The sequence below is a fragment of the Planosporangium spinosum genome, from assembly GCF_049999945.1.
GTDB classification, from domain to species: Bacteria; Actinomycetota; Actinomycetes; order Mycobacteriales; family Micromonosporaceae; genus Planosporangium; species Planosporangium spinosum.
Window position 1 is genome coordinate 94,655 of sequence record NZ_JBLYUB010000001.1, and the last position, 15,613, is coordinate 110,267.

15 protein-coding genes and 1 pseudogene are annotated in these 15,613 nt (G+C 70.9%); 12 read left to right on the forward strand and 4 right to left on the reverse strand.

The genetic code is table 11. From position 1 onward, the window contains the following. The first annotated feature begins 251 nt into the window (after window positions 1-251). Window positions 252-1,847 (forward strand): hypothetical protein, encoded by a 1,596-nt coding sequence (locus tag ACNTMW_RS00395; RefSeq protein WP_426631256.1) that lies wholly within the window; start codon window positions 252-254, stop codon window positions 1,845-1,847. Between the two features lie 237 nt (window positions 1,848-2,084). Here ACNTMW_RS00395 and ACNTMW_RS00400 read toward each other — a convergent pair whose 3' ends face one another. Beyond that, a complete protein-coding gene (locus ACNTMW_RS00400) occupies window positions 2,085-3,362 on the reverse strand; it encodes an MFS transporter (protein ID WP_426631257.1) in 1,278 nt (425 codons plus the stop codon). 286 nt (window positions 3,363-3,648) lie between these two features. Here ACNTMW_RS00400 and ACNTMW_RS00405 point away from each other — a divergent pair, with 286 nt between their 5' ends. The 10 genes and pseudogenes from ACNTMW_RS00405 (at window position 3,649) to ACNTMW_RS00450 (ending at window position 11,311) form a co-directional block, all read left to right on the forward strand. Next, a complete protein-coding gene (locus ACNTMW_RS00405; protein WP_426631258.1) occupies window positions 3,649-4,398 on the forward strand; it encodes a TetR/AcrR family transcriptional regulator in 750 nt (249 codons plus the stop codon). Between the two features lie 136 nt (window positions 4,399-4,534). Next, the gene (locus tag ACNTMW_RS00410; protein ID WP_426631259.1) at window positions 4,535-5,419 is read left to right on the forward strand and encodes a methyltransferase domain-containing protein; all 885 of its coding nucleotides are present in this window, start codon (window positions 4,535-4,537) and stop codon (window positions 5,417-5,419) included. A gap of 286 nt (window positions 5,420-5,705) precedes the next feature. Then, window positions 5,706-7,154, forward strand: coding sequence for a sensor histidine kinase (locus ACNTMW_RS00415; RefSeq protein WP_426631260.1), 1,449 nt, complete (start codon window positions 5,706-5,708; stop codon window positions 7,152-7,154). Then, complete coding sequence (locus tag ACNTMW_RS00420; protein ID WP_426631261.1) at window positions 7,151-7,615, forward strand: roadblock/LC7 domain-containing protein; 465 nt, start codon at window positions 7,151-7,153, stop codon at window positions 7,613-7,615. The genes ACNTMW_RS00415 and ACNTMW_RS00420 overlap by 4 nt, the downstream gene beginning before the upstream one ends. A gap of 27 nt (window positions 7,616-7,642) precedes the next feature. Further along, entirely contained in the window at window positions 7,643-7,987 is a 345-nt protein-coding gene (locus tag ACNTMW_RS00425; protein WP_426631262.1) for a DUF742 domain-containing protein, read from the forward strand. A gap of 7 nt (window positions 7,988-7,994) precedes the next feature. Beyond that, window positions 7,995-8,573, forward strand: a complete 579-nt coding sequence (locus ACNTMW_RS00430) for a GTP-binding protein (RefSeq protein WP_426631713.1) — start codon at window positions 7,995-7,997, stop codon at window positions 8,571-8,573. Window positions 8,574-8,595: 22 nt separating this feature from the next. Further along, window positions 8,596-9,828: a styrene monooxygenase/indole monooxygenase family protein gene (locus ACNTMW_RS00435; protein ID WP_426631263.1), complete on the forward strand. Its 1,233-nt coding sequence runs from the start codon at window positions 8,596-8,598 to the stop codon at window positions 9,826-9,828. A gap of 113 nt (window positions 9,829-9,941) precedes the next feature. After that, window positions 9,942-10,337: pseudogene (gene tnpA / locus ACNTMW_RS00440) on the forward strand (IS200/IS605 family transposase); the annotation flags it as partial. A 112-nt stretch (window positions 10,338-10,449) separates the two neighbouring features. After that, complete coding sequence (locus ACNTMW_RS00445) at window positions 10,450-10,677, forward strand: preprotein translocase YidC (RefSeq protein ID WP_426631264.1); 228 nt, start codon at window positions 10,450-10,452, stop codon at window positions 10,675-10,677. A gap of 94 nt (window positions 10,678-10,771) precedes the next feature. Further along, window positions 10,772-11,311, forward strand: coding sequence for a hypothetical protein (locus tag ACNTMW_RS00450; protein ID WP_426631265.1), 540 nt, complete (start codon window positions 10,772-10,774; stop codon window positions 11,309-11,311). Between the two features lie 6 nt (window positions 11,312-11,317). Here ACNTMW_RS00450 and ACNTMW_RS00455 read toward each other — a convergent pair whose 3' ends face one another. Beyond that, a complete protein-coding gene (locus ACNTMW_RS00455) occupies window positions 11,318-12,682 on the reverse strand; it encodes a M14 family zinc carboxypeptidase (protein WP_426631266.1) in 1,365 nt (454 codons plus the stop codon). 256 nt (window positions 12,683-12,938) lie between these two features. Continuing rightward, complete coding sequence (locus tag ACNTMW_RS00460; protein WP_426631267.1) at window positions 12,939-13,337, reverse strand: ChaB family protein; 399 nt, start codon at window positions 13,335-13,337, stop codon at window positions 12,939-12,941. Window positions 13,338-13,474: 137 nt separating this feature from the next. On the opposite strand from ACNTMW_RS00460, the gene ACNTMW_RS00465 reads away from it, so the two are divergent. Then, complete coding sequence (locus ACNTMW_RS00465; protein ID WP_426631268.1) at window positions 13,475-14,047, forward strand: hemerythrin domain-containing protein; 573 nt, start codon at window positions 13,475-13,477, stop codon at window positions 14,045-14,047. Window positions 14,048-14,272: 225 nt separating this feature from the next. Here the strand turns inward: ACNTMW_RS00465 and hmpA are convergent, their stop codons facing one another. Next, window positions 14,273-15,511, reverse strand: coding sequence for an NO-inducible flavohemoprotein (gene hmpA / locus ACNTMW_RS00470; RefSeq protein ID WP_426631269.1), 1,239 nt, complete (start codon window positions 15,509-15,511; stop codon window positions 14,273-14,275). Window positions 15,512-15,613: the final 102 nt, after the last annotated feature.

Genomic DNA, 15,613 nt, shown 5'->3' on the forward strand with positions numbered 1-15,613 from the left:
GTTTTCGCATCCACTGCACGTTCGGACGGCGGCGGGTCGAAGGCACACAACCCCGGCAGACGTACCGGAGTCAGGACAAAAACCTGACCGGACAACGTGGATGGTTCACCATCAAGCATGCCATCGGGTACCCCGCAACCGACCGCAAAAGCCTTGTGCGGCGACCACTCAGGACAAATTGACGGGGATCAAGCGGTCGCCGGTTCTCCTCTATGATCCGACCGCCCCGTCTCCGAACCGAGGGAAGCTCCGTGTCGCCATCCTCTCGAATCCGCACGGCGCAACTGGTCCGCACGGCGCGGCTGGGAATCGTCGCCGCGGCCGCGCTCGCCGTCGGCGCGGTCGCGGCGCCCGCCGTGCACGCCACCGACGCCACCACCCCGTACTTCCTGCCGGACGTCTCGCCCGACATCACCATGGGCGCGGCCGGCTCGACCGGCACCGCCGTACCGATCCGCCTGTACGGGCGCGCCGCCGAGAAGCCCCTCGTGGTGCTCGACCTGTCCGGTCTCAGCTCGATCGGCACCGTCGAGCTCCCCAAGCCCTGCGTGCCCGCCGGTACGAAGGCAACCTGCGAACTGCCCAGCGGTAACGTCAGCGACACCCTGCCGCTGCTGATCCACCCCACCGCCAAGGCGGGCGCCACCGGCACGTTCTCCGTGCTCGCCAAGGCCAACAACACCGACGTCCGGACGGTCACCGCGAAGGTGACGCTCGTCGACGGCGTCGACCTGGTCGCGCTCGAGCCGGTGGAGACGCTCGGCGACGCGAAGCCCGGCGACGTCCGGTACACCCCGATGGTGTTCGCGAACACCGGTAACCGTCCGGCGAGCGGCTTCACGATGTCGATCTGGTTCGACCGCGGCGTGCAGCCGTTCGAGTACACCGGCTGCGCCTACGCCGAAACGCCGAACCACGGAACCCAGGCCACCTGCAAGGTCGACCAGCCGGTGGAACCCGGCACGACCGTCCGCTGGGTGACCCTCGACGAGCACGACACCGAGACCGACGGCTACGGCGCCGGGTTCGCCCCCGACGCCTACGGTCCCAAGGGCGTGGGCTTCTCGGTCGAGGCCGCCGGCGAGGTGGACGCCCCGCTCGGCAAGCTGTCCGCCAAGAGCGGCACGGGCACGAAGCGCTTCGCACTGAAGGCCGTCTCCGCGAAGCAGGCCCGGGCCCTGGACATCAACCCCGGGGACAACGTCGCCGAAGGCTTCTACGAGGTGGCCAACACCGTCGATCTCGCGACGATCGGCGCCACGGCCAGCGGCAAGGTCGGCGACATCGTGACGATCACCATCGGCGAGAAGAACAACGGGCCGGCGTCGCTCGACTGGAGCCGCGCGGGCGGCGAGCCCGGCGCGCACTTCCAGTTCGTCCCGCCGCCGGGCGTCCAGGTGGCCAAGGCGCCGAACAACTGCGAATCGGTGATCGAGGACGGGCCGGACCTGCAGCACGTGGAGCGCGGCGCTTCCGGCGGCTCGTTCTACCGCTGCTGGACGATCGACTACCTCGGCGCCGGTGACACGATCAGCGCACCGTTCGAGCTGAAGATCACCCAGGTCATCCCGAACGCGACCGGCACGGTGTCGTTCCACGACCCCTACCGCGTCCCGCAGGACCCGCCCGCCGACGCGAACCCCTCGAACGACAAGGCGCTCGTCGTCATCAACCCCACGACGGGCGGGACCGGTGGTGGTAGCGGTGACGGCCTGCCGATCACCGGCTCCCAGGCCGGCCTGGCCGGCGGTGTCGGGCTCGCGCTCGTCGTCCTCGGTGCCGGCCTCTACGTCGCCTCCCGGCGCCGGCGGGTCACCGCCGCCGGTGACGACGACGCCGGGGCCTGACAGCTCGACGGTTACGGAAGCGGGCCGTGGGGGGGGCCCCCCCCGGGCCCGCTTCCGTAACCGGTCAGTCGAGCTCGACCTGGACGGCGAGGCGCGGGTCGGCGATGCTGTGCGCCGCCTCGACCGTGTACCGGCCGGGCACCGTCCGCCAGCCGCCGTCCCAGAGCTGCACGGTCCGCCGGGCTCGTACGCCCAGGTGGTTTGACGTTCTCCCCGCCCTAAAGGACGGGGAGAACGTCAACTGACCCCCTTGATCCGGGTGACCAGAATCGCGGCGAGGACGAGGCTCATCGCCGCGATGGCGAACAGCAGCGTATAACCGCCGGCCAGCAGAACCATCGGGGCGATCGCGGGGGCGAGCGACTGCGGCAGCGCGTTGGCGATGTTGATGACCCCCAGGTCCTTGCCGACCGTCTCCGGGTCGGGTAGCACCTGGGTGACGAGCGCCAGGTCCACCGCGAGGAACAGGCCGTTACCGAGACCGAACACGACCTCCGCGACCGCGAGCGCGGCGAACGTCGGCGCCACCGCGATCAGGAACAGCCCGATTCCGATCAGTACCGCGGCCGCGACGACGAACGGCTTACGGCGACCCATCCGGTCGGAGAGCCAGCCACCGGGCGCGGCCATGGCCACGGTGCACACCGAGGAGATCATGATCAGGGTAGCGGCCTGGCCGGCCACGTTCTCCGGGCTGGTACCGAGCCGGTCGGGCAGGAAGTACACCAGGTAGGCCTGCGGGATCGCGGTGCCGAACAGGGCCAGGAACCGGGTCATCCAGGCCCACCCGAAGTTGGGGTGTGCCTTGGGGTTGACCCAGAAGCTGCCGAGGAACTCGCGGACCGAGAACGGCGCCGGGCGGCGGGTCAGCCGACGGTCCGGCAGCCGGAAGCAGAACAGGCCGACCGCGAGGATCGCGATGGTGGCCGGGACCAGGAACTGGAGCACCGGCCGGCCGACGAAGGCCGCCGCGACGAACGCACCGAGCATCAGCGAACCCTGGATGGTCAGCCCGAAGAGTCCGGAGACCCGGCCCCGGTGCGCGACCTGGAACTGGTCGGGGATGGTCGCGGTCAACGCCGCCAGCAGAGCGTTGAAGGCCAACTGGGAGATGGCCCAACCGACCATGATCGCCGGAATCGACGGCACGGTCGCGATGATCGCCAGACCGACGAAGCCGCCGACGGCCCCGCCGACCATCCACGGCCGGCGACGGCCGAACCGGGACATGGTCCGGTCGGACAGCCGGCCGATCAGCGGGTTGGCGACCGTGGCCAGGAACGCACCGACGCCGAGGATCAGCCCCAGGCTGCGCTCCTTGTTGGCCGGGTCGATCTGCTGGACGCGCAGGGCCAGGGTGACCACGACGGGGGTGAGCAGCGCGAGCCAGGTGGCGAAGCTGGCCGTCCCGAACCGGAGGGTCAGGCCGAGCGGCATCCGCCGGGGTGTGGAACCGGTCCCGGGTGTGTCCTGGCCCGCCGGTACCGCGGCCGGTACCGGCGGGCCTGCCGTCACGATGCCGGCCTCCGGTGCCCTTCTGGGACCGGGAATGGCCCCGGACCCCCTAGCCGTCGTGGACCTTGCTGACACAGCCGACCTCCCTGTCGACCATGGCCGCCCCGGGTAAGCAATCCCGCCGTCGGCACGCTGCCGAGGCGGGACAAGGGGTGTGGCCGGAACCGCGCGTCGCGGACGCTACCGCGCAACCTACCGAGTGATAGGTCGGCAACGTTACCTTGGCGTTACCAAATTGCCCAGTTAGGCTGCCCTAGGCCGTTCACCAAGATCTTGAGGGAGCCCGATGACGCAGCCGGACCCGGTCGACGCCGCGCAGCCGCCCCCTTCCGACGCGACACAGCCGGACCCGGTCGACGCGGCCGTCCCCGACCGGACTCCCGACATCCGGTCGGGTACCGCACCCACCGCCCGGTCGGGTGCGGCCACGGACAACCGGCGCCGCGCCCGGCATCCGCGCAACCGCCGGGAGGAGATCATCCGCATCGCGCTCGACCTGTTCGCCGAGCGCGGGTACCGGGGCACCGCGCTGGCCGCCGTCGCCGAACGGGCCGGGCTCACCCAGCAGGGCCTGCTCCACTACTTCCCCGGCAAGCAGGCTCTCCTGCTGGAGGCACTCCAGGTCGCCGGCGACATGGACATCCGGCGGATGTTCGTCGGCGCCGGCGACGCCGCCGTCCCACTGGACCACCTGACCGAACTGGTCGCACACGACACGACCCGACCGGCCGCCCTGCGCGCGTTCACCGTGCTCGCCGCCGAGAGCGTGACCGACGACCATCCGGCACACACCTTCTTCGCGCAGCGGTACACCGAGTTGCGACAGGGCGCCGCGCGGTCGTTGCGCACCCAACTCGGCGGCCGATCATCGGAAGATCTCACCGTGGAGCAGGCGTCGGCGCTGCTCGTCGCGGTACTCGACGGCCTCCGACTGCAGTGGCTGCTCCAGCCGGACGAGATCGACATGCCGGCAGTCTTCACGGCGTTCCTCGCCCTGCTGCGCCGGCCGCCGGAACTCCCTCCCCATGATCGGTGAAGACCGTCCGGGGCCAGGAGCCCACGAACCCTTCACCGATCGCGGGCACTCCCAGATAATGAGAGAACGATCCCACTAAGCGGGAGATGCCCGTAACGTCGGGGCGTTGGATCAGGCCGACGAGGGAGCGTTCCGCATGGCCGCGCACGAAACCACCGCACAGGACCCGACCGGGCACCAAAAAGCCGCGCAGGACCCGACCGCGCAGAAGACGGCCACGAACGGGGCCGTCTACACGCACGGGCACCACGAGTCGGTGCTGCGCTCGCACCGGTGGCGGACCGCGGAGAACTCGGCGGCCCACCTCCTGCCGCACCTACGGCCCGGCATGTCCGTGCTGGACGTGGGGTGCGGTCCCGGCACCATCACGGCCGACCTGGCCGTCCGCGTCGCGCCGGGACGGGTCACCGCGGTGGAGGTCAGCGCCGACGCCCTGGCGCTGGCCCGGGCGGAGATCACGGCCCGGGGTGTGTCCAACGTGGACTTCGCCGTCGGCGACGTGCACGCGCTCGGATTCCCCGCCGGCACTTTCGACGCCGTACACGCCCACCAGGTGCTCCAGCACGTCGCCGATCCGGTGGCGGCGCTGCGCGAGATGCGACGGGTGTGCCGGCCGGGCGGCATAGTGGCCGCCCGCGACAGCGACTACGCCGGCTTCACCTGGTACCCGGAGATTCCGGCGCTGGACGAGTGGATGGCGCTGTACCAGCGCGTGGCCCGCGCCAACGGCGGCGAGCCGGACGCGGGCCGGAGGTTGCTGGCGTGGGCGCACGCCGCCGGCCTGACCGATGTCACCGCGACATCGTCGACGTGGTGCTTCGCCACCCCCGCTGACCGGGCGTGGTGGGGCGGCATGTGGGCCGAGCGGATCCTGAAGTCGGACCTGGCGCGACAGGCGCTCGCCTCCGGCGCCGCGACCGACGAGGATCTGCACCGCATCGCCGACGCCTGGCGGAGCTGGGCCGCCGACGCGGACGGGTGGCTGTCCCTGCCGCATGGCGAGATCCTCTGCCGGACGTGACACCGGCCGACCCCTGCCAAGAAGGCCGCCGAGGCGACCGTTCTCCATACCAAAGCCCGCGAAGGTAGTCGATCCGTCGGGACACAGTTTCACCCTATGGCAAAGGACACAGCGCCCCGCCCACCGCGCGCACCGCGTTCACCAGCGCGAGCAGTCGGATGCGCGACAACGCGACATTGCCATCGGCGGCGCTCAGTGGTTGACTGCATCACCGTGTCAGACCACGTGATCGGGTACAGGTCCGAAACAGTATGAAACAACGGCTAATACACGGCGGAGTCATGCGGTGAGCCGGCATCTCACGTGGCGGCAGCGGATGGCCCGGCGGCTGGATCCGTCCATCGTCGAGGTCACCACACGGCGGGCGGTCGAGCCGCCACCCCCGCCCCCTCCCCCTTCGACTCCTTCCGACGAGCGCGCCCAGAACCTCTGGCCCGCCATCTGCGAGCAGTTCGCGCTGCGCATCCTGGCCACGGCGTACCAGATGGGCACCCAACTCGAAGCCGTCGAGGCCGACGAGCAGGACGCCGAGCGACTGGAGAAGCTGTACCGGATCGACCACGCGAACACCAGGATCCGGCGACAGGCCGAGAACCTGCAGGTTCTCCTGGGCCGCAAGGTCGACGACGCCAGCCGGCAGGTCACCCCGCTACTCGACGTCATCCGGGCCGCCACGTCCGCGATCGAGTACTACTCGCGTGTCCAGATCGGACAGATGGTCCCGCTGGCGGTCACGGCGTTCGCTGCCGACGACGTGATCCGGGTCCTGACCGAACTGCTCGACAACGCGACCCGGTTCTCGCCGCCCACCTCCAGCGTGATCGTCTCGGCCTACCTCACCGAGCACGGCAGCGTCCTGGTGCGCATCGAGGACTCGGGCGTCGGCGTCAAGACCGACCAGTTGGCGCCCCTCAACAGCATGCTCGCCGGCAACGCGCCCCCACCGCTCGACGGCAACCCGGTCGCCCACCTGGGCCTGGTCGTCGTCGCGCGTCTGGCGGTCGCCCACCACCTGCGGGTACACCTGACCAACCGGCCGTCGGGAGGGACCACCGCGAGCGTCGTCGTCCCGGACGCGCTGCTGTGCGAGATCGCGCCGGCCACCCGGCCGGGCGCACCGGCGGCGAGCCACACCGACGTATCGACGGGCAACCACGCCGTACCGACGGCGAACCACGCCGGGCCCGGTCCCCGTGCCTCGGCCCGGGCCACCTCGCCCGCCCACCGCTTGTCCGGCGGGGGTAACCCGTACCACGGGAGTGCGCAAGTGCCCGTTTCACACCTCATGCTGGTCAACGGGCAGCCGTCCGAAGAGGGCGGGCGACACGGCCGGCGGGAGACGGGCGGCGGCAACGCCCTGCCCCGCCGGGTTCGCGAGAGTCTGCGCGACTCCGCGCAGTCGTCGGGTACCGTGCGTCCGCTCGCACCGTCCATTCCGGAGTCCCGGATCTCGCCGGAGTTCCGCACGCCACCGGAGGTCGGCTCGAACCGGGACGCCTGGCCCGACGAGACCGCCGACTTCGCCGCGGGCATCAGCGACGCCTTCGCCACCGGCAGCATCACCGCCTCCGCCCCGGGCGGCAGCGACGTCTCGCCCGCGAACGGCAGCGGCACCCCCGTCCTGGGTGGTAGCGGTACCTCCCCCGCGAACGGCAGTGACACCTTCACCGCGGGCGGCGCCGACGCGCAGCAGCGGACAGCCACCAACGAGCCATCCGAAGGACAGCCGCGATGATCCCACACAGCACCGGTACGACAGCTCAGCCGCCGTCGGCCCGTGGGCCGCAGGACTGCGCCTGGCTCGTCCGGCAGTTCGCCGACGAGGTGCCGGGCGTCACCCACGCGTTGATCGTGTCCCTCGACGGACTGCAGCTCGCCGCGTCCCGGATGGTCCCACGCGACCTCGGCGACCAGCTCGCCGCGCTCACCGCGGGGCTGCTCAGCATGGCCGACCGCAGCGCGGCCCTGCTCGACCTCGGCGCGTCCGAGTATCTGACGGTCCGGCTACCCCGCGGGCACCTGCTGTTCATGCGGGTCGGCGAGTCGGCCGGGCTGGCGGTCGCCGCCGCCGCCGGATGCGACCTGCGGGTCGTCGCGTACCACATGACACAGTTCGTCGGTGCCGTCGGACACGTCCTCACCCCACAGGTGCGCCACGAGATGCACCGGATGACCGCCAGCCAGCTCCCCCGCTGAGCAGACACGAGCCTAGGAGCAACCACCGTGGCCACCACGCACTGGAAGGTGCGGCCCTACGTTCTGACCGGGGGGCGCACCCGAACACGGCAACACCTGCTGGTCCATACCCTGGTGTCGGTGCCGTACTACGACGCGGTCTTCGCGGCGGGCCTGCTGCCGGAAGCCCGGTCACTGTACGAGCACGCCCGCGAAACCAGATCCGTCGCCGAGCTGTCGGCGTTCTCCGGCATGTCGTTGGGCGTGACCCGCGTGGTGGTCGACGACCTCGCCGCCAGCGACCGGCTGGTGGTCCACGCCGATGCGTACAGTTCCCCGTTCGACTTCCGCCTCCTGGAGAGACTGCGTGACGGCCTCCGTCAGCTCGCCTGACAGCTCCATGTTGACCTCGGCGAAGATCGTCATCGCCGGTGGATTCGGCGTCGGGAAGACCACCTGCGTCCGGTCCATCTCCGAGATCGCCCCGGTCAACACCGAAGCCTGGATGACCGCGGCCAGCGAGCCGGTGGACCGGCTCGACCCGGGCATCAACAAGACCACGACGACCGTCGCGATGGACTTCGGCCGGTTGACCATCGGGCCGGACCTGGTGCTGTACCTGTTCGGTACGCCGGGCCAGGCGCGGTTCTGGCCGATGTGGGACGACCTGTGCCGCGGCGCCGTCGGTGCGCTGGTCCTGGCCGACACCCGCCACCTGGAGTCGTCGTTCGCCGCGGTGAACTACTTCGAGCAGGACAGCGACGTTCCCTTCGTCGTCTGCCTCAACCTGTTCGACGGCGTGCTGACGCACGACCTGGCGGAGGTCCGGGAGGCGCTCGCGCTATCCCCCGACGTCCCACTGATCACGTGCGACGCCCGCGATCCGGCATCGGTCGCGCGAGCGCTCATGGCGGTCGTGGAGCACACGATGAAGCGCACCGCCGCCGGCACGGTGCCGGGCGCCCTCACCGCCCGATAGCACAACCCCTCAGGAGGTACGAATGCGGAGAATTCTTATCGTCGGCGCCGGACAGTCCGGACTCCAACTCGGGCTGAGCCTGCTCGCCGAGGGGTACGAGGTCACCATCATGTCCGCGCGTACCCCCGACGAGATCCGCCGCGGTTGGGTGATGAGCACGCAGGCCATGTTCCACAACGCGCTGCAGACCGAACGGGCGTACGGGCTCAACCTCTGGGAGGACCAGACGCCGCGGATCGAGGGCCTGCAGGTGTCGCTGTCCGCGCCCCCCGGCGAGCGGGCGCTGCGCATCCCCTGCCCGCTCGACGGGTACGCGCAGAGCACCGACCAGCGGGTCAAGATGGCGGCCTGGCTGGAGCTGTTCGAGCAGCGCGGCGGCACCGTCCACTACCAGGGCGTCACCACCTCCGACCTGGACGGCCTGACCGTGCTCGGCCGCTACGACCTCACCATCGTGGCGGCGGGCAAGGGCGACCTGGTCAGCGCGTTCGACCGGGACCCGGCCCGCTCGGTGCACACCACGCCGCAGCGCGGCCTGGCCGTCGCGTACGTCCACGGCCTGGAGCCGGACCCGCTGTGGCCGGTGCCGCACGTCGGCTTCAACGCGGTGCCCGGCCTCGGCGAGCTGTTCGTCATCCCCAGCTACACCCTCAGCGGACCGTGCGACATCCTGTTCTGGGAGGCCGTCCCGAACGGGCCGATCGACCGGTTCGCCGACCGCCTCGACCCGGCCGAGCACCTGAAGGTCACGCTCGACCTGACCCGCCAGTACACGCCGTGGGTGTACGAGCGGGCCGCGAACGTGGAGCTCACCGACGGACGGGCGACCCTGTCCGGCCGGTACACGCCGACCGTGCGGCGTCCGGTCGCCGAGCTGCCCGGCGGCGGCGTCGTGCTGGGCATGGCCGACGTCGTGGTCGCCAACGACCCGATCACCGGCCAGGGCAGCAACACCGCCGCGAAGTGCGCCGCGTCGTACCTGAAGTCCATCCTGGCCCGTGGCGACCAGCCGTTCGACCGGGACTGGATGGAGCAGACGTTCGAGCTGTTCTGGGAGGGCGCCGGCCGGGCGGTCACCGACTGGACCAACGCGATGCTGCAGCCGCTGCCCGAGCACGTGCAGCAGATCCTGGGCGCGGCGTCGGAGAACCCGACCATCGCCCGCCGGTTCGGCAACGGCTTCTCCGACCCCAACGACTTCCAGCACTGGTTCATGACGCCGGACAAGGCCGCCGCCTACCTGGCCACAGTCTGATCGGCACCACGGCCTGATCGAAATGCGTAGCGCGCTGACCCCCGGCTTCAGCCGTGGGGTCAGCGCGTCAACTCCACGCCGGCAGTAGATAGCTTGGGCTGTGCACTGCCGGCGTGCCCGTCCTGCTGCGATCAAACAGTGACGTCGGCTTCCCGTGCGCCTTCCACGTGGTGTGGTGCCCGAAGTACCGGCGGCGTGTGCTCGGCGGTCGGCTCGAGGAGCGGCTCAAGCGGGTCGTCCGCGACGTTGTCGACGAGAAGGGGCCGTGGCTGGCGGCCCTGGAAGTCATGCCCGACCACCTCCACCTGCTGGTCGAGGTCGACCCGCAGGTCGGCGTCCACGAGCTCGTCAAGGCCATCAAGGGCCGCGCCCCGCGGGTACTGCGCGATGAGTTCCCGTCTGTGCGCTCGCGGCTGCCGACGCTGGGGACCAACTCGTACGTCGTGGCGACCACCGGCGGTGCGCCACTGGCGGCGGTGAGGCGGTACGTCGCGCAGCAGAAGGGCCACCGAATGCTGACCGCGATCCGCCGGGCAGTCAGGCGTTTGCCCGCCGCGTGCGGGGGTAGGGCGCTATGTTCACGCTGGCGTCTCCGGCGCGGTGAGGGCGGGGTGTTGTGCCGTGACACAGGAGCAGGAACCCAGGCGGCACGGGGAGCCCGAGGGCGCCGACGTCACGCCCGCCGCCTCGGGCGACACCGTCGGACCGCCCGGGGGCAAGCTGCGCGAGGCGCTGCCCGACTCCGACCTGATCACCGAGGATCAGGCGGGGATGGCCGGGGGCTCTTCCGGCAGCAGCGGCGGCGGCTCGGGCATGCAGGGCCATCCCGACGCCGTGGACCCGGACTAGCGCCGCACAGGCCACGGGCCTGCCCGGGACCGGGGCAGCCACGGCGGCACCGGGCTCCCGGCGGCCGGCAACCGTTACGCAGACAGGGTGGGACATGGCGATGTTGAGACAGGCGCTGTGGCAGGGTGCGGTGGCCGGGGCCGCCGGCTGCGCGGCGATGACGCTCACCGAGGAACTGGAGCAGCGCATCACCGGCCGGCCCGACTCGCATGTACCGGGCCGTACCCTGCAACGACTCGTGGGGATGCCACCGTCGGCCGACGGCCGGCGCCCGGCGTTGAACCTCGGCATGCACTGGGGGCAAGGGATCGTGCTGGGGGTCCTGCGCAGCGTCATGGCCCAGGCGGGGCTGCGCGGACCGTGGTCGTCGGCGATGTTCACCGTCTGCCGCCTGACCAACGACCAGATCCTGGAGAACGCCACCGGCGTCGGCGCCCCGCCGTGGACCTGGCCACGCGACGAACTCGTCACCGACCTGTCACACAAGGCCGTCTATGGCTTCGTCACCGGTGCGGTGGCCGACCGGCTGGCCGCGCGCGAAGGTCCCGGTCCGGGCGAGCGGCACGCGCTGCTGGCGCCCGGCCGGCGCCAGGACGTGGGTCCGGTGCCGGTCGGGCGCGGCCGAGGCCGGTAGGGACGGTCAGGACTGGTACGGGGCCTTCGCCTTGCCCGCCACGTACATCAGCGCCGGCAGGTTCTTCGACCAGTCGGTGCCGGTGCACGAGTACGCCGGGGTGAAGCTGCCACAACTGGCGAGCTCGATCGTGAAGCTCGCGATACCGAGTTCACCGTAGGACCAGTCGTCGCTGGTACCGGACGCGTTGTAGAGGATCTCGCCCGGCTGGCCGTACCGGTACCCGTTGTACTGACTCATCCTCGCCGCCATCGCCCGCAGCGGCGCGTCGTTGGCGGAGTGGCGGGTGCTCCAGCCCCACGGGAACAGGTTCATGCCCGCGTACGAGTGGAGGGTGATCATCGCGCCCCGGGTGGTGGCCGGCGCGGCGTCGCTGTCGTTCGGGCCGCGCTGGTCGGCGTACAGCCGGCGGAACAGGCTCTCGATCGCCTGCGTCTCCGGTTCGCTGTCGGCGGCGGCGCCGGGATAGGTCTGCGCGCACCGGCTGGTGCTGACGCCGGAGGTACCCCAGTGGCTGGCGGTGTTGCGGTTGAGGTCGACGCCGACCTGGTTGGAGCCCGTCGGCGGGCTGGCGCAGCCGGAACCGTTGAGGTTCTTGCGTTGCAGGTACGGGCGGTTGCCGCCCTGCTGCACCAGGTCGACCCCGTCCGGGTTGACGACCGGAACGACCCACACCTCGGTGCTGTCCAGCAGCGCGGTCACCTCCGCGTTGGACCCGTAGCCGCCGGCGAGGTGGTCGATGAACCGCCAGGCGAGGTCACCGGTGACGATCTCGCGGGCGTGGATCTGGGCCATCAGCAGGAACCGGGGTTTGGGCGCGCTCGGGGTCAGCGCGCAGTCGCCGCTCTGCCTGCGGGTCAGGCAGATGGCTTTGAGGTCGTACCCGGTGGCCGTGTTGCGGGTCTTGAGGTAGGAGTCACCGTAGTCGACGACGGTGGCGAGGTCAGGGTGGTCGGTGGCCACCTTGTCGAGGTGGGCGTGCTGGGCCCGGACGGTGTGGTACCCGCCGTAGTACGTCTCGTCGACGGGTGCGGCGACCGGCGCCGCGGCGTCCGGCACGAGCCGGGTCGATGGCGCGCTCCAGCCGGCCGGGGCGAGCCGCTCGGCGACCGAGGCCCGGAAGCCGGCACCGCGCAGCCTGGCCGCGGTCGCGTCGTCGCCGAGGACGTACAGGTCCGATCCGCTGCGGTCCTCGAGTACGTCGAAGCCGTGGTCGACCAGGCGCTGTGCCGCCGCCTCGGAGGTCGCGGAGACCCGGTAGATGAACAGCTGGTTGGAGCCCGCGACCGCACCGGGCATCCCCGGTCCGGTCACGAGGGCGACGGCTGTGCCCGCCGCCATCAGGGTTGCCAGGACATGTCGTCGACGCATGGGAGCACCTCCGGTACGGGAGACCGTGCACCGCTCCGGCCGGGGTATCGACGTCACCGATCCTTGTGAGATCGATGCATACGAATGGAGCGGTGCACCGAGGACAGCACGTACCGGCACCGGTGTAAATGCACAAAGGGCGTGCAGAGCAGGATGTTCGCGGACAGACAAAGCCGGAGCCGCGTCCGCAGCCGGCGGCGCCCCGGTCGCCGTGGCGCGGCGACCGGGGCGCTTCCTTGATGCCCAGCGGCAGGCCCTACGAGCGCGCCTGCCGGGTGGCGCTGCGATTGGCCTTCTTGATCGCCTGTACCAGCTCGTCCTTGGCCATGGTGGAACGGCCCCTGATGTCGAGCTTGCGCGCGACCTCCATGAGGTGGGCCTTGGTCGCGTTCGCGTTGACGCCCTCCGCGGTCTCGCCTGCGTGGGCCGGCCGCTTCTTCGCCGCCTGCCGATCGCTCGGCCCCTTGGAGTCCTTGGGCTCCCAGTGGTCACCCACCTTCTCGAAGGAGTGCTTGAGCGAGGCGAAGGCCGTGCGGTGAGCGCGTTCGCCTTCGCCGTACTCCTCGACGGCGGCGTCGTGGGTCTTCGCCCAGGTGTCCTGCGCCTTCTTGGGCGAACGCTCGAGCGTGCCGGGCATCTCCTTGCGCGCGGGCATGTCACACCTCCGACTGGTCAAGATCAAGTATGGGATACCCGACGACGACGCAGCTAAACACGCCGATTGACGCGTAACCGGGCGACGTTCGGGGAAAAACATCCGGGACGTTGAACCCGGCCATGGAGGTGAACGACGTGACGGACGTTCGCGAGCACGACGTCGTGGATCTGCTGCTCGAGCAGCACAACCAGATCAAGATCCTGTTCAGCCAGGTCGCCGCCGCGCAGGGCGCGCGCAAGCGGGAACTGTTCGAAGACCTGGTACGGCTGCTGGCCGTCCACGAGAGCGCGGAGGAACAGGTCGTGCACCCCGCCGCCCGCCGCACCATCGAGGGTGGTGACCAGATGGTGGACAGCCGGCTGCACGAGGAGCACGAGGCCAAGCAGGCACTGTCCGATCTGTACGAACTGGGCGTCGACCACCCTGAGTTCGACACCCGGCTGGGCATGCTGGCACAGGATGTGATCACCCATGCCACGCACGAGGAGAACGAGGAGTTCCTGTCCCTGCGCCGCAACGTGCCGGCCGACAAGCTGGTCCGGATGGCCGGCGCGGTGAAGGCGGCGGAGGCGATGGCGCCGACCCGGCCGCACCCCGCCGCCGGCGAGTCCGCCACGGCCAACATGCTCGCCGGCCCTCCGGTTGCCGTGTTCGACCGGATCCGCGACGCGGTACGCGACTGGAGCCGGTCGCACGACGACTCCTGACCGTCGCGCCGGCAGAGCGGTCCCGATCGCCCTGCCGTTAGACCACTCCCACCACGAAACGACGACGGCCGCCGATCCGGGGCATCAGCCCCGATCCGGCGGCCTCGTCAATGCGGCTTCAACGACGCGCTCACCAGCCACACCAGCGGGTCCGTGAACACGACCGTGACCAGCGCCAGCACGCCCAGCCGCACCGGCCACCAGCCCCGGCGTGTCCGGGGCGGCTCAGGCGTACAGCGCCTCGGCCGGGCCGAAGAACTCAAAGTGGATGCGCTCGTCGGGGACGTCCAGGGCGCGCAGGCCGATGGCGAGCATGCGCATGAACCCCTTCGGCCCGCAGAAGTAGAAGTCGGCGTCGGCCACCGGCAGCGTCCCTTTGATCCACTCCATGGTGACCCGGCCGGGGTGGTCGTAGTCCCGGCCGGGCACGTCCGCGGGGTCGGGATGCTCGTAGAACACGACCGCGTGGACCGCGCCGGTCGTGGCGGCGAGTTCCCTGACGTGCTGCTTCATGGCGTGCTCGCGGCCGCACCGCACGGCGTGCACGTACCAGGTCTCGGGCGGGTGGCCGCGGTCGACGAGGTACTCGAGCATGGAGACCGTCGGCGTGAGCCCGACCCCGCCGCTGAGCAGGGCCACCGGCCGGTGTGAGGTCTCGTCGAGGACGAACTCCCCGGCCGGCGGGCCGAGCCGGACCACCGACCCGACGCCGACCTCCTCGTGCAGGAAGTTCGACGCCACACCGGGCGGGGCGTACGGCGCCTCCGGCGGCGGCCCCTCCCGCTTCACCGAGATCCGGTACTGGCCACGCCCCGGCGCGTGGGAGATGCTGTAGTTGCGTACGACGGCGCCGTACCCCGGCACCTCCAGCCGGACGGTCAGGTACTGGCCGGGCCGGAAGGCCATCACCGGGCCGGCGTCGGCCGGGCGCAGATAGAACGACGTCACGCTCTCGCTCTCGGCGACCACCTGGTTGACCGTAAAGTCCCGCCAGCCGACCCAACCGCCGGGAGCACGCACCCGGGCGTCGCGGATCTCCTGCTCCCGGTTCATCAGGACGCCGGCCAGGTAGTCGTACGCGTGGGACCAGGCGACGATCACGTCGTCCGTCGCCGCCTCCTCCAACACGTCGATCAGCGCACCGATCAGTGCGCGGCCGACGTACGGGTAGTGCTCGGGGCGGACACCCAGGCCGACGTGCTTCTGCGCGATCCGCTCGATCATCGGGATGCACTCGTCGAGGCGGTCGATGTTGTCGGCGTACGCGTGCACCGCGCCGGCGAGCGCACGGGGCTGGCTGCCGGACTGCCCGTGGTGCGCCTGGTTGAACAGGCTCTTGATCTCCTCGTTGCGGAACAGGATCTCGTACATCCGGCGGGAGATCTCCAGCCCGCGCTCGCGAAGGATCGGCGCCGTGGACTTGACCGTACGGGTGGTGGCGGAGCTCAGCGGTGCGTTCGCCATAACGGCGGACGGCTACCCGGTAGCGGCGCCGGTATGCCCCCGCCCGCGGCGCGGGTGCCCGGAGAGACGGCGGGGCCCGGCGTTACGGCGGTACCGGCGCGG

What these genes read in the sequence shown, in the direction of transcription:
- hmpA (WP_426631269.1), bottom strand. Translation starts at nt 15,511, where the DNA reads ATGGCGAACGCACCGCTGAGCTCCGCCACCACCCGTACGGTCAAGTCC.
- ACNTMW_RS00430 (WP_426631713.1), top strand. Translation starts at nt 7,995, where the DNA reads ATGTTGACCTCGGCGAAGATCGTCATCGCCGGTGGATTCGGCGTCGGG.
- ACNTMW_RS00450 (WP_426631265.1), top strand. Translation starts at nt 10,772, where the DNA reads ATGGCGATGTTGAGACAGGCGCTGTGGCAGGGTGCGGTGGCCGGGGCC.
- ACNTMW_RS00410 (WP_426631259.1), top strand. Translation starts at nt 4,535, where the DNA reads ATGGCCGCGCACGAAACCACCGCACAGGACCCGACCGGGCACCAAAAA.
- ACNTMW_RS00420 (WP_426631261.1), top strand. Translation starts at nt 7,151, where the DNA reads ATGATCCCACACAGCACCGGTACGACAGCTCAGCCGCCGTCGGCCCGT.
- ACNTMW_RS00405 (WP_426631258.1), top strand. Translation starts at nt 3,649, where the DNA reads ATGACGCAGCCGGACCCGGTCGACGCCGCGCAGCCGCCCCCTTCCGAC.
- ACNTMW_RS00460 (WP_426631267.1), bottom strand. Translation starts at nt 13,337, where the DNA reads ATGCCCGCGCGCAAGGAGATGCCCGGCACGCTCGAGCGTTCGCCCAAG.
- ACNTMW_RS00435 (WP_426631263.1), top strand. Translation starts at nt 8,596, where the DNA reads ATGCGGAGAATTCTTATCGTCGGCGCCGGACAGTCCGGACTCCAACTC.
- ACNTMW_RS00455 (WP_426631266.1), bottom strand. Translation starts at nt 12,682, where the DNA reads ATGCGTCGACGACATGTCCTGGCAACCCTGATGGCGGCGGGCACAGCC.